At 42.6% G+C, this 13,043-nt stretch carries 11 protein-coding genes; 10 read left to right on the top strand and 1 reads right to left on the bottom strand.

Annotated features, from left to right (window positions below; genetic code table 11):
* The 7 genes from ACQ93I_RS12975 to ACQ93I_RS12945 all read left to right on the top strand — a co-directional run bounded on the left by ACQ93I_RS12975 (position 1) and on the right by ACQ93I_RS12945 (position 7,664).
* A complete protein-coding gene (locus ACQ93I_RS12975; protein WP_431698869.1) occupies positions 1–669 on the top strand; it encodes a bifunctional 4-hydroxy-2-oxoglutarate aldolase/2-dehydro-3-deoxy-phosphogluconate aldolase in 669 nt (222 codons plus the stop codon).
* Between the two features lie 55 nt (positions 670–724).
* Entirely contained in the window at positions 725–1,750 is a 1,026-nt protein-coding gene (locus ACQ93I_RS12970; protein WP_431698868.1) for a sugar kinase, read from the top strand.
* A gap of 62 nt (positions 1,751–1,812) precedes the next feature.
* Complete coding sequence (locus ACQ93I_RS12965) at positions 1,813–2,805, top strand: TRAP transporter substrate-binding protein (protein WP_431698867.1); 993 nt, start codon at positions 1,813–1,815, stop codon at positions 2,803–2,805.
* Between the two features lie 3 nt (positions 2,806–2,808).
* Positions 2,809–3,276 (top strand): TRAP transporter small permease, encoded by a 468-nt coding sequence (locus ACQ93I_RS12960; RefSeq protein WP_431698866.1) that lies wholly within the window; start codon positions 2,809–2,811, stop codon positions 3,274–3,276.
* Entirely contained in the window at positions 3,273–4,562 is a 1,290-nt protein-coding gene (locus tag ACQ93I_RS12955; RefSeq protein WP_431698865.1) for a TRAP transporter large permease, read from the top strand. Before ACQ93I_RS12960 ends, ACQ93I_RS12955 begins: the two co-directional genes overlap by 4 nt.
* A 23-nt stretch (positions 4,563–4,585) precedes the next feature.
* Positions 4,586–6,043 carry a tagaturonate reductase gene (locus tag ACQ93I_RS12950; protein WP_431698864.1) on the top strand — a complete coding sequence of 486 codons (1,458 nt, stop codon included), beginning with the start codon at positions 4,586–4,588 and terminating at the stop codon, positions 6,041–6,043.
* Between the two features lie 4 nt (positions 6,044–6,047).
* Entirely contained in the window at positions 6,048–7,664 is a 1,617-nt protein-coding gene (locus tag ACQ93I_RS12945; protein WP_431698863.1) for a UxaA family hydrolase, read from the top strand.
* Positions 7,665–7,679: 15 nt separating this feature from the next.
* Here the strand turns inward: ACQ93I_RS12945 and ACQ93I_RS12940 are convergent, their stop codons facing one another.
* A complete protein-coding gene (locus ACQ93I_RS12940) occupies positions 7,680–8,759 on the bottom strand; it encodes a LacI family DNA-binding transcriptional regulator (RefSeq protein ID WP_431698862.1) in 1,080 nt (359 codons plus the stop codon).
* Between the two features lie 207 nt (positions 8,760–8,966).
* On the opposite strand from ACQ93I_RS12940, the gene ACQ93I_RS12935 reads away from it, so the two are divergent.
* From ACQ93I_RS12935 to ACQ93I_RS12925, 3 genes are all read left to right on the top strand, one after another.
* A complete protein-coding gene (locus ACQ93I_RS12935; RefSeq protein ID WP_431698861.1) occupies positions 8,967–10,409 on the top strand; it encodes a glycoside hydrolase family 28 protein in 1,443 nt (480 codons plus the stop codon).
* A gap of 34 nt (positions 10,410–10,443) precedes the next feature.
* Positions 10,444–11,088, top strand: coding sequence for a LamG domain-containing protein (locus tag ACQ93I_RS12930; protein ID WP_431698860.1), 645 nt, complete (start codon positions 10,444–10,446; stop codon positions 11,086–11,088).
* A 237-nt stretch (positions 11,089–11,325) separates the two neighbouring features.
* Positions 11,326–13,032, top strand: a complete 1,707-nt coding sequence (locus tag ACQ93I_RS12925; RefSeq protein ID WP_431698859.1) for a pectinesterase family protein — start codon at positions 11,326–11,328, stop codon at positions 13,030–13,032.
* The last annotated feature ends 11 nt before the right edge of the window (positions 13,033–13,043 follow it).

Here is a 13,043-nt window from a genome sequence, read left to right as displayed (position 1 = left end):
ATGGCTCAATATACAAGAATAGAAGTAGCATCTGTAATGAAAGAGCAAGGGATGGTTCCCTTGTTTTTCCATTCTGATGTTGAACTGGGGAAAAAATTACTCAAAGCCTGTTACGATGGGGGAGGACGCCTGTTGGAATTCACCAGCCGCGGGGACTTTGCTTTCGAGGTTTTTGGAGAACTTAATAAGTACGCGATCAAGGAACTTCCCGGAATGATCATGGGAGTAGGATCGGTCACAGATGCTGCAGCTGCATCTCTCTACATGCAACTTGGAGCGAACTTTATTGTGACTCCGGTGTTAAGGGAAGATATCGCAGTGGTTTGTAACCGTAGAAAAGTGCTTTGGTCTCCGGGCTGCGGCTCTCTTACTGAGATTGCCCGGGCAGAAGAACTTGGTTGTGAAATCGTAAAGCTGTTCCCGGGAGGAACCTATGGGCCTAATTTTGTCAAAGGGATAAAAGGTCCTCAACCATGGACAAGCATTATGCCTACTGGTGGCGTTTCTCCAACAGAGGATAACCTTAAAGGCTGGTTTGACGCCGGGGTGACCTGCGTGGGAATGGGATCAAAACTTATCTCAAAAGAGGTGATATCCAATAAAGACTATGCAGGTCTCGAAAAGATGGTTAAAGAAACTCTTGATCTAATTAAAAGACTAAGAAAATAGATATTTAAAAGAAAGCTACGGGTGAGATTACCCGTAGCTTTTTCACTAATTGCCCATGCAGGAAAAAGCTTCAGAAATAAATAAGATTGTCACCTTTGGTGAGGTTTTAATGCGTCTATCACCATCAGATAATCGGAAGCTTTTGCAGGCAACTCAGATGGACTTTTTCTTTGGAGGGACCGAGATGAACGTGGCAGCATCTCTTGCGCATATGGGCATCGAAGTTCAACATGTGACCAATGTCTCTAACGATATAGTGGGAGAGGCCGCTTTATCTACTCTTCGGAAATATGGGATTGGCATATCTGCGGTTAAGAAGGTAGATTATCCGCTGGGATTATATTTTCTGGAAGTTGGTTCTGCGATGCGATCCAGCCAGATAGCCTACAACCGGGTGAATAGTTGCTTCGCCAATATTACCCCAGGTCAGGTTGATTGGGAAAAGGTGCTGGAAAATTGCAACTTCATGCACTGGAGCGGTATTTCACCGGGGGTTTCAGAAGGAGCATATCAAACTTTAAAGGCAGGGCTGGAAATTGCCCGCCGCAAAGGTGTCATAGTTACGGCAGATCCTGCCTACAGGAGTAACCTCTGGAAATATGGCAGGAGCAGCCAGGATGTACTTCGGGAATTAATCTCTCTTTCTACGATTTTTATAGGAGGTGTCAACGAGATCAATGAGATCCTGAAAACCGACTTCGCTGCAGACGAAAAAGGATTTAAGGCAGCCAGCCGTGCTTTAATTGCTGAATTTCCGGAAATCAAGAAAATTTTCGACAAGGTTCGCACCAGTGTAAATGCCTCCTGGCAAAAAATTTATGGGAGAGCCTGGAATGGAGAAAAATTCCTTACTACCAATGAATTGGAAATAACAAATGTGGTGGACAGGATAGGTACAGGTGATGCTTTCGCAGCGGGAGTATTATATGGTTTACAGCATTTTGGCGACAAAGAAGCACTTGATTATGCCAATGCTGCGTGTGCTTTAAAACATACGCACGTTGGAGATGTGAACCTGGTGAGCGTAGAGGAAGTATTGGAGGTGGCGAATGGAAAAACCGATGGAAGAATTAAAAGATAAGATATCAATTTACCAGAAGAACGATGCCCGATCGATTATTTAGAATTATCAATGATTAGAAAATGAAGATCCTTAGAATTAAAAATATTTCTCGTTTTGGATTTTTTCTATTTCTGCTGCTGGCAGTAGCAGGATGTGACAGCCAAAATGAAGTAAAAGAAATTAAACTCGGTCACGGTCTTGACACTTCCCACCCGGTACATAAAGCCATGGTTTATATGTCAGACCGTTTGTATGAAAAATCGGGAGGGACAATGACCATAGATATTTATCCTAATCAGCAATTAGGTTCAGAAAGAGAATGCCTGGAACTCTTGCAAATAGGCAGCCTTGGAATGACAAAGGTATCTACAGGGGTTCTTGAAAATTTTGTCCCCAGCCTTCAACTCTTTGGTCTCCCGTTTCTGTTTAGGGATAGGGAACACCGGTTTGAGGTACTGGAAGGAGAGATAGGAGAAAACTTCCTTAATAAGAGCATTGATAAGCGGTTAAAGGGTCTGACGTTTTACGACGCTGGTAGCCGGAGCTTTTACAGCAAAACTCCTATAAATACTCCTGAAGATCTTAAAGGTTTAAAAATGCGGGTGATGGAAAGTAATACAGCCATAAATATGGTAAAACATCTGGGAGGTTCTCCCACTCCTATAGCCTGGGGGGAATTGTATACCGCCCTGCAACAGGGGATCGTGGATGGAGCCGAGAATAACCTGCCGAGTTTTTACCTGTCGCGCCATTATGAGGTGTGTAAATACTTTGTAGTGGATGAACATACTGCACTGCCCGACGAATTATTGATTAGTACCATGGTATGGAATGATCTTTCTCCCCAGCAGCAAAAATGGTTAAAAGAGGCCGCTATGGAATCTTCAGAATACCAAAAGAAGATCTGGAGGGAAGCCGAGTTAAATGCTATGGAAGAAATCCAGAAGGCAGGGGTAGAAGTAATATATCCTGAAAAAGAACTTTTTCGGGAAAAAGTCCAGCCCATGTATGAAGAATTCTCTCAAGACCCTGAGATGAAACAGTTAATTGAGGCCATCCAGGAAATAAAGTAGTTTATGAGGAATAAAATAAATAGAGTTTTAGGGAGCTTCTTAGTTGTACTCCTTGTGCTAATGGTTTTGTCTGTCTTATGGCAGATCTTTTCAAGATATTTAATGAACTCCCCCAGTTCCTTTACCGAGGAACTGGCAAGATACCTGTTTATCTGGATTGGGATTTTAGGGGCAGCCTATGCATCAGGTCAACAAACTCACCTGGCCATTGACATATTGCCTCCCAAGTTAAATCCCACTAATAGGATAAGGCTTCGCATCTTTATCAATATCCTTATCATTCTCTTTAGTCTCACAGTCCTGGTCATTGGAGGAGGGAATCTGGTATACGTAAACGATTTACTGGGGCAGTCTTCGGCAGCATTGGGAGTACCGCTATCCTGGGTATATAGTATAGTGCCGGTAAGTGGTTTGCTGGTCATATATTATAAGGTGCACGAAATAATTCATTCAAAAACTTATTTAGTATGATGTCCGAGGTATTAATTTTAGTGCTCTCCTTTGTGATCCTTCTATCAATAGGAGTTCCTGTTGCCTGGTCAATCGGGATTTCATGTATACTAACTATCCTGGCATCTATAGACTCCCTGGCTGCCTTTACAACGGTGGCGCAGCGTATGGCCACAGGTCTCGATAGTTTTTCACTGTTAGCAATTCCCCTGTTCATTTTAGCAGGTCAAATAATGAATCAGGGAGGGATCGCCAACCGTCTCATTGCCTTTGCCAAAGCCCTTATGGGGGCGTTACCGGGAGGGTTGATCTATGTAAATGTAGTTGCGGCAATGCTTTTTGGTGCTATTGCAGGATCTGCAGTGGCAGCTACTTCGGCAATGGGTGGAATCCTTGGTCCGGCTATGGAAAAGGAGGGATACTCAAAAGAATTTGGTGCAGCAGTTAATATCACTTCTTCAACCACAGGTTTGGTAATTCCACCATCAAACGTACTCATTGTTTATTCCCTGGCCAGTGGAGGAGTATCTATTGCTTCGCTGTTCCTGGCAGGATATCTTCCCGGTATTCTCATGGGATTAGCTCTTATGCTCGTAGCAGCAGTCTGGATCAAGAAGAAAAAATATCCTGCGGGAGAACCAGCTAACCTGAGGAATATCGCTGTTACCTTTTTACAGGCGCTTCCCAGTTTATTACTGTTGGTAGTTGTAATTGGAGGAATTGTTTCAGGGATCTTTACAGCCACCGAAGCTTCAGGGATTGCAGTATTGTATTGCCTCATCCTGTCCTTTATTAACAGGGAATTAAAAGTGAGTGACCTTCACAGTGTGTTCTTAAGTTCTGTGGGAACTACAGCTATTGTGATGTTGCTTATCGCCACCTCCATGAGTATGTCATGGGTAATGTCCTACGAAAATATTCCGCAGGCTGTAAGTGATGCTTTGTTGAGTTTAAGTGATAACATCTTTGTAATTCTTCTAATCATCAATTTACTCTTACTCTTTGTAGGAACCTTTATGGATATGACCCCTGCAGTTCTCATTTTTACGCCCATATTTTTGCCTGTAGTAACAGCTCTGGGCGTGGATCCTGTGCACTTCGGAATAATGATGGTTATGAATTTATGCGTGGGACTATGTACTCCACCTGTAGGCTCTGTGCTCTTTATTGGCGTTAGTGTGGCTAAAACCAGTATTCAAAAAGTGATTAAACCACTAATGCCGTTGTATGTCGCAATGTTTATTGTATTAATGCTGGTGACTTTTGTGCCAGAGATTACCATGTGGTTACCGAATTTGTTTGAGTAGATTTTAATATTGAGAAAATTATAATGGAAAGATTAAACAGGAAAAATAGCGGATTCACTCAGAAATTACCCATTAAAGTCATCCAGTTTGGAGAAGGGAATTTTTTGCGCGCATTCGTTGATTATCTCATAGATAAATTAAATAAGGAAACAGGATTTAATGCAGGTGTTGCCGTTGTGCAGCCCATTAATGCCGGCCTGGTGGAGATGCTAAATGAACAGGATGGATTATACAACCTGTTTATGAGAGGCGTCAAAGGCGGAAAGGAAATTCAGGAGAACAGGACCATTAGCTGTATTCAGAAGTCCCTAGACCCCTACAGGGATTACCCGGCTTATTTGGATCTTGCTACCGAAGAGGAGCTCCAGTTTCTCATTTCCAACACCACCGAAGCCGGCATTTCTTTTGATCCAGCAGATGAACTTGAAAAAGTACCTCATAACAGTTTTCCTGCCAAGGTTACTGCTTTACTCTGGAAGAGATTTCAGCACTTCAATGGAGATCCAGATAAAGGATTGACCATTATTCCATGTGAATTGATAAACTACAATGCAGACAACCTCAAAAAGATCATTTTAGAGTATGTAGCACTCTGGAACCTCGGAGAAGATTTCCGCGGATGGATAGAGAACAGCAATACCTTTCACAATACGCTTGTAGACCGGATTGTTCCCGGTTATCCAAGGGCCGAAATCGATGATTATCAAAGTCAGCTAAAATTTGAGGACAAACTCATCGTTACAGCCGAAGTTTTCTTGCTTTGGGTGATCGAGGGAGGAGAAGATTTAAAAGCTAAGTTGCCTTTTGATAAAATAAACGAAGATGTTCTCATTGTAGATAGCATTCAGCCGTACAGAACCCGAAAAGTAAGGATCTTAAATGGCGCTCATACCACCATGGTTCCCTTCGGAATTTTAAGCGGAAAAGAAACTGTAAAAGAAACAGTGGATGATGAATTCACTGGAAAGTTTGTCAAAAATGCCATTTTTGAAGAGATAAATCCTACGCTGGATCTTGCTGAAGAGGAATTGAACTCCTTTGCTTCAGAAGTACTAGATCGCTTCAGGAATCCATTTATTAAACATCAGCTTGCCAGTATTGCTCTTAATTCGATTTCGAAATTTAAGGTTAGGGTGTTGCCAAGTCTGCTGGAATATCAGAAGAGAAAATCTACTTTGCCCACGCGACTTACTTTTGCCTTTGCCTGCTTGATCAGGTTCTACAAAGGAGAGTGGAAAGGGGAAAAACTACCTGTTCAGGATGATGCTCAAATAATTGATTTCTTCAGCAAAATCTGGGAAAATTCAAACTTTGAATCAGTTGCAGGGGAGGTGCTTAAAAAAGAGGAATATTGGGGGCAGGATCTTACAGCTGTCCCAGGTCTGAAAGATCACGTTGCAGTGGCACTCAAAGAACTGGAAGAAAAAGGTGTGGAAGAGGGCTTCAGATCTTTCCGCGAAAAAACACAGATCAAAAGTTAGAAAAATGCAGACGAAAATAATTAAAGTTCATCCCGAAGATAATGTGGCTGTAGCTCTTGCCAATTTATGGCAGGGCGAGGTTTTATCTATGGATGATATACAAGTTGAAGTCTTTAATGATGTTGCGGCTAAACACAAAATAAGCCTGGTAAACCTGGAGGAGGGTGACAAGATCTACATGTATGGGGTATTGGTGGGTAAGGCTACACAACCGGTAAAAAAAGGTGAAGTACTTACAGTAGACAATGTAAAGCATCAGGCCGAGCAGGCACAAAAGAAAACAGAAACTACCGGATGGAATGCACCCGATGTTTCTAAATGGAATAACAGGACCTTTAATGGATACCACAGACCCGACGGGCAGGTAGGAACAAAAAATGTCTGGTTGTTCTTCCCGCTGGTCTTTTGTGAGAACAGGAATATAGAGCTTCTAAAAGAGGTTTTTGAGAAGGAACTTTCCTTTAAGCAACCTTCAAGAGAACAACTGTTGCTTCGAAGCTTAATCCAGGGCGGGAACGCACCCGAGACCCTTCAAAAAGAAGAAGAGAAGAACGAGATTTTTGACAATATTGAAGTAAAATTCATCACCCATCAAGGTGGTTGTGGTGGTATAAGGCAAGATTCTGCTTCCCTGGCGAGGCTGTTGGCCGGTTACGTCAACAACCCCAATGTGGCGGGAGCAACGGTGCTTAGTTTGGGCTGCCAAAACCTGCAGATAGATATCTTTAAAAAGGCGCTTGAAAGGATCAACTTTGACAATGGAAAACCCGTCTTGCTTTTTGAACAGCAGCAAATGGGAACCGTAGATGAAATGATGAGTAAGATCATCAGCGATTCATATGCTGCTATTAAGGAGGCTAACGATATTACAAGAAAACCCGCTCCTCTTTCAAAACTGAAGTTAGGTTTGGAATGTGGAGGATCTGATGGTTTTTCAGGAATTTCTGCAAATCCGGCTTTGGGTTATGCTTCAGATCTTCTTTCGGCACTTGGTGGTTCGCCTATACTTTCAGAGTTTCCTGAACTCTGCGGAATAGAGCAGGAATTGATCAACCGCTGTGTAAGTGATGACCTGGCTGAAAGATTCCTTGAGTTGACCAGAGCCTTTGAACAATCGGCTATTGATGCGGGATCTGGATTTGATATGAATCCTTCGCCGGGAAATATTAAAGACGGACTCATTACAGATGCCATGAAATCTGCCGGGGCTGCGAAAAAAGGAGGAACATCTCCAATTCAGGATGTGCTGGATTACGGGGACTATGTGACCAAACCGGGACTTAATTTGCTATGTACTCCCGGGAATGATGTGGAAAGTACCACAGCAATGGTGGGGGCAGGGGCTAATGTCGTGGTGTTTACAACAGGTCTGGGAACCCCAACGGGTAACCCTGTGGCGCCGGTAGTTAAGGTTTCTTCTAATAGCACTCTTGCCCGCAGAATGCCAGATATTATTGATCTTGATGCCGGTGGTGTAATTAAGGCTGAAAAAACCATTGAACAAATGGGAGAGGAGATCCTGGAGTTCCTTATAAGTGTAGCGAATGGAGATGTCGCTACCAAAGCAGATGAGCTCAATCAGGATGATTTTATTCCGTGGAAAAGAGGGGTGTCTTTATAGACACCTTTTTTATTTCTAAACGGCCAATTTTGATAAGCTTCGGTCGGAAGATTTTCTCACCACAAGTTCGGGAGAAAGCACTACTTTTTTCTCAATGCTGAGCTCCTGGTTGCTGTCCACCTGCTCCAGAAAAACCTGGGCTGCAATTTGTCCCATTCGAAGTGGGGTTTGATCCACAGAGCTCATAGGCAACTCCATATACTGGGTAAAGGGTTCATTACTGAAACCGGAGATACAGAAATCTTCAGGAATTCGTACTCCGTGCTTTCTAAGTTCCTGTACTGCTCCCAGGGCTGTATAATCACTCGCTGAAAAAACAGCATCGGGTTTCTCTTTTAGTTCCCACATTTTGCGAGCGGCAGCTGCGCCAGATTCTACACTACTAAGTGTTGTGAAGATATAACGGGGATCGGGCTTCAGTCCGTGGCTCTTTAGAGCACTTATGTAGCCGTCATGCCTGTTCTTATAGATCTCCAGATTTAGATCCCCCGAAAAATGTGCAATTCTTTTGCACCCCTGGGAGATGAGATGTTCGGTAGCCATGAAGCCGGCTTTAAAATCATTAATTACTACAGAACTTACGCCGGGTACATCAAGTTTCCTGTCAAAGAAGATTAGCGATTTCCCCTCTCTTAGAACTTTGTTGAAATGATCTGTATTGGTAGTGGATTTGGAAATAGACATAAAGATCCCGTCTACCTGGGTGTTTAAAAGGGTATTTATTTGCTCCACTTCGGTGTCCATTTGCTCATGAGTCTGGCAAATGATCACGTGGTATCCGTGAGGGCCCAATTCTTCTTCAATTCCCCTAATGATGGTAGAAAAAAAATTTCGGTTTATGTAAGGAACGATAACCCCTACATTTTTACTTTTTCCGCTTTTAAGAGCCTGGGCAAGCCGGTTTTGCTTGTAGTTCATTTCCTTGGCGGCGGCAAAAACGAGTTCGCGTGTTTTACTACTAATCTTCGGGTTATTATTAAGAGCCCTGGACACTGTAGCAGCACTGACATTCAATTTTTTTGAGATGTCATAAATGGTAACCTTACCCTTATCTTTCATGGAAGAAGCTAATGCTAAATATGCAACAAATTGCATTACAAAGATATTAAAATATTTCTATGGATTGAACCTGTTTTTAACATAAAATGAATATTGAACCGGAATTTATCTGAATAATTGCCCCTCAGGTTGAAAAACAGCCGATTTTGGCCAAAACTTTTCAGAAGTAAATCTTGGTGAAAACAGAAAAAAACCCCTATTTTAGTGCAATCGATTACACCTAATTATAAATAAAATACATTTATGAGACATCCATTTAAGATAATCTTTGGCCTTTTGGTAGTACTCTCGGTTTTCTCCTGTAAGAATCAAAATGAATCTGTCGCTACCTCTCCGGAGACTACTGCCGATCTTAATTTTGATGATCCATGGAAGCAGGCAGATGCTATAGTAGAAAGTATAAAACTCCCTACTTTTAGAGATGAGGTTTTTAATGTTCTGGATTATGGAGCTTCAGCAGATGGAAGTAAAAGCAGTGACGCAGCTTTCAAAAAAGCTATTGAGGCCTGTGTTGCCGCAGGTGGAGGGAAAGTTTTGATTCCCGCGGGGGAATACCTAACAGGGCCCATACACCTAAAGAGTAATGTAAACCTTCACCTGGAAGAAGGTGCAGAAGTGAAATTCTCTACAAGGCCAGAAGATTATCTTCCGGTGGTACATACCACTTTTGAAGGAATGGAATTCATGAATTATTCTCCTTTGATCTACGCTTACAAGCAAAAGAATATAGCCGTAACGGGAAAAGGGACCTTTAACGGCCAGGCAAGTAAAGAAAACTGGTGGCAATGGAAAGGTCAGGAAGAATATGGATATGTAGAAGGAGATGTACAGCAGCAGGATGACCACAACCTGCCCCGGCTTAGTGACATGGTGGAAAAAGGCACTCCTGTAGAGGAGCGTGTGTTTGGGGAAGGCCATCAATTTAGGCCGTCATTTTTTCAGCCATTTGAATGTGAAAATGTGCTTATAGAAGGAGTGACCTTTATAAATGCACCATTTTGGGTAATGCACCCCGTGAAATCAAATTATGTAACGGTCAAAGATGTTAGCGTGATTAGCCACGGACCAAATAACGATGGCTGTAATCCGGAATACAGTAAAAATGTCCACATCACAGGCTGCCTTTTTGATACAGGAGATGACTGTATTGCGATCAAATCGGGTAGAGATAACGACGGAAGACGTGTAGGGATCACCAGTGAAAATATCGTAGTGGAGAACTGTACTATGAAAGATGGGCACGGCGGCGTTGTTATGGGAAGTGAAATTTCCGGCGGAGTGCGAAATGTTTATATCCGCAATAATACCATGAACAGCCCCAATCTTGATCGTGCCATTAGAATAAAGACCAACACCAGGAGAGGTGGCACCATTGAAAATATTTTTGTTAAGGATTTGAAAGTGGGACAGGTTAAAGAAGCTGTTCTGAAGATAAATACTCATTATGGTATTTATGCTAACCAGGAAGGAGGGCATATGCCGGTGATAAGGAATATTCTGCTTGAGAATGTAGAAGTAGAAAACGGGGGAGAATATGGCGTGTTAATACTGGGAAGAGAGCAATCCCCTGTTAGCAATGTAAAACTTAAAAATGTGAATATTAAAAATGTGGAGGTGCCGCTCAGGGTAGAGCACGCAGATGATATCATTTTTGAGAACACTATCATTAACGGTAAAGAATACTAAGTCATTTGTTGTAGACTAAAAATTTAAATCCCTGATGAGAGGAATATTTATTCTACTGTTGGTTGTTTTAACCGCTTCCTGCGGAAGATCAGATCGGGAAGAGATCGTTTGGAATATTGACAATATCCGGGAACTGGGAGAACATTCTGTTACTGTCCATGGAGCGCCAAAGACAGTCGAAGGTAAGGAAAAGGAATATCTGGAGTTTGATGGCAGGAACGACGGTCTGTTAGTAGATGCCAATCCTGTTTCGGGAATGGAAGAATTTTCTATAGAAGTAGATTTTAAACCTTATCGGGGATTTCCGGAAAACAGGGAGCAGCGGTTTCTGCATATACAGGATCCGGAAAATGAAAACCGGCGGATTCTTCTGGAATTAAGATTAAATGACAATGGGGAGTGGTACGGTGACTGGTTTATAAAATCTGAAAATGAAAGCCTTACCCTTATTGATTCAACCCGAACTCACCCGGTGAACGAATGGTATACCATCAGCATGATCTATAGCAACGGAAATGTTCGGGGTTATGTAAATGGAAAAGAAGAAGTGTCGGGAAATTTTCAGTATCTGCCTATTGGTGAAAATGCGAAGACTTCCATAGGTACACGAATGGATCAAAGATCCTGGTTTAAAGGTGCAATTAGAGAAATTCGGTTCATTTCTGAAGCCGGTTTTTGATACCCCAATACAATTAGCAAAGAGAATAACTTATACGATAAACCAAAAAAGATGAGTCTCCAAAAATGCCTTTTTTCGGTCTTCTTATTTTTTTGTTTGTGTCCTCATACAATTGCGCAAAAGAATGAGATAAAGCCCTATTCCATTGGCACGACCTATGAAAAGCTGAAAAAGGACTACCCTTTTATTGCTCCTGTAGAATCCCAGATTTCTGAAAGAATTGAGGTCCGGGAAAATTTGATTTACAAAACAACTTCGGAAAAAGAGCTTACTGTAGATGTATATTTACCTAAAGCTGAAAAAGGGGGAAAATTCCCTGCAGTTTTACTGATTCATGGAGGAGGCTGGCTTACCGGAAGCAAAGAGAATCTGCGACCCCTGGCACAAAAACTTGCTGCTGAAGGTTATGTGGCCGTTACTGCCTCCTACAGGTTGGGTACAGAAGCCGTTTATCCTGCCGGTGTGGTTGATCTAAAAGATGCGCTGAAGTGGATGAAACAAAATGCCGAACCATTCAAAATAAACATCGACAAAATTGCCATTTTAGGCACCTCAGCAGGAGCGCAGCTTGCTAATTTGGTAGGAGTTACTTCTGATTCTGAAATTAATAAATCAGATAATGCTAAAGTTTCAGACGAAGTGCAGGCTATCGTAAATATAGACGGAATCGTTTCCTTCATTCATCCCGATGCCGAAGAAGGCTGGATGGCCGCCACCTGGCTGGGAGGTTCAAAAGCCGATAACTTCGAAACCTGGAAAGAAGCCTCGCCGCTCGAATATGTAGATGGCGATACGCCTCCTACTTTGTTCATCAACAGCTCCTATCCACGATTTCATGCAGGACGTGATGATATGGTGAGAATTCTCAATGAAAACCAGATCTACCACGAAGTGCATACTATAGAGAAAACGCCCCATGCTTTTTGGCTGGTCCATCCCTGGTTTGATGAAACGGTGGAACTCACCACCAATTTTCTTGATAAGATCTTCTATAATTCTTCTTCAGCAAGGGAGAAGTACAGGGAAATAACAGTTTCCAAAGACGGAACCGGAGATTTCAGCAGCATTCAGGAAGCAATAAATTCCACCCGCGATCTTGGTCCGGGGGAAGTGGTGATCAGGATTAAATCTGGCACTTACAATGAAAAGCTGGAAATTCCTTCCTGGAAACATCAGCTTACCCTCATTGGGGAAGACCGGAAGAATACAGTGATCACAAACAATGATTTTTCAGGAAAAATTGATCCGAGTACCGGAGAAAAATTATCCACCTTTACCTCTTATACGGTACTGGTTCGGGGGAACGATATTAGAATCGAAAATCTCACGATCCAGAATACCTCCTGTGGAGAAGGGCAGGCAGTGGCTTTACATGTGGAAGGCGACCGATTTATCATGAAAGATTCCGATATTCTTGGCTGCCAGGATACCCTGTACACCGCAACCGAAGGGAGCAGGCAATTGTATATTAACTGTTTTATCGAAGGCACGACCGACTTTATTTTTGGCGAAGCCACGGCAGTTTTTGAAAGCTGTACCATTAAGAGCTTAAAAGATTCTTTTGTCACAGCAGCTGCAACTCCGCAGAATCAGGAGTTTGGATACGTTTTTATTGACTGTAAACTTATTGCAGCCGAAGGTGTCAACGAAGTTTACCTGGGCAGGCCCTGGAGACCTTTTGCTAAGACGGTTTTCATTAACACGGAACTTGGTGATCACATACTTCCTGATGGTTGGGAGCACTGGCCGGGGGATAAGATGTTCCCCAATAAGGAAAGGACAGCTTATTATGCCGAATATAACAGCAGCGGTCCCGGAGCTTCTCCTGCCACGAGAGTGGAATGGTCCCACCAACTAACTTCAGAAGAAGCCGAAAAATATACTCTGAAGAACATTTTTACTTCAGGGAATGACTGGTATTGGGCAACAAAAGCGCTGCCGTAGAATCAATAAAA

It is taken from the genome of Salinimicrobium sp. WS361 (genome assembly GCF_050750585.1).
Taxonomy (GTDB): Bacteria; Bacteroidota; Bacteroidia; order Flavobacteriales; family Flavobacteriaceae; genus Salinimicrobium.
This window is presented reverse-complemented; position numbering and strand designations above follow the sequence as displayed.

Excerpts from the sequence above, each read along its gene's own strand:
- ACQ93I_RS12975 (WP_431698869.1), top strand. The coding sequence starts at position 1 with ATGGCTCAATATACAAGAATAGAAGTAGCATCTGTAATGAAAGAGCAA.
- ACQ93I_RS12970 (WP_431698868.1), top strand. The coding sequence starts at position 725 with ATGCAGGAAAAAGCTTCAGAAATAAATAAGATTGTCACCTTTGGTGAG.
- ACQ93I_RS12965 (WP_431698867.1), top strand. The coding sequence starts at position 1,813 with ATGAAGATCCTTAGAATTAAAAATATTTCTCGTTTTGGATTTTTTCTA.
- ACQ93I_RS12960 (WP_431698866.1), top strand. The coding sequence starts at position 2,809 with ATGAGGAATAAAATAAATAGAGTTTTAGGGAGCTTCTTAGTTGTACTC.
- ACQ93I_RS12955 (WP_431698865.1), top strand. The coding sequence starts at position 3,273 with ATGATGTCCGAGGTATTAATTTTAGTGCTCTCCTTTGTGATCCTTCTA.
- ACQ93I_RS12950 (WP_431698864.1), top strand. The coding sequence starts at position 4,586 with ATGGAAAGATTAAACAGGAAAAATAGCGGATTCACTCAGAAATTACCC.
- ACQ93I_RS12945 (WP_431698863.1), top strand. The coding sequence starts at position 6,048 with ATGCAGACGAAAATAATTAAAGTTCATCCCGAAGATAATGTGGCTGTA.
- ACQ93I_RS12940 (WP_431698862.1), bottom strand. The coding sequence starts at position 8,759 with ATGCAATTTGTTGCATATTTAGCATTAGCTTCTTCCATGAAAGATAAG.
- ACQ93I_RS12935 (WP_431698861.1), top strand. The coding sequence starts at position 8,967 with ATGAGACATCCATTTAAGATAATCTTTGGCCTTTTGGTAGTACTCTCG.
- ACQ93I_RS12930 (WP_431698860.1), top strand. The coding sequence starts at position 10,444 with ATGAGAGGAATATTTATTCTACTGTTGGTTGTTTTAACCGCTTCCTGC.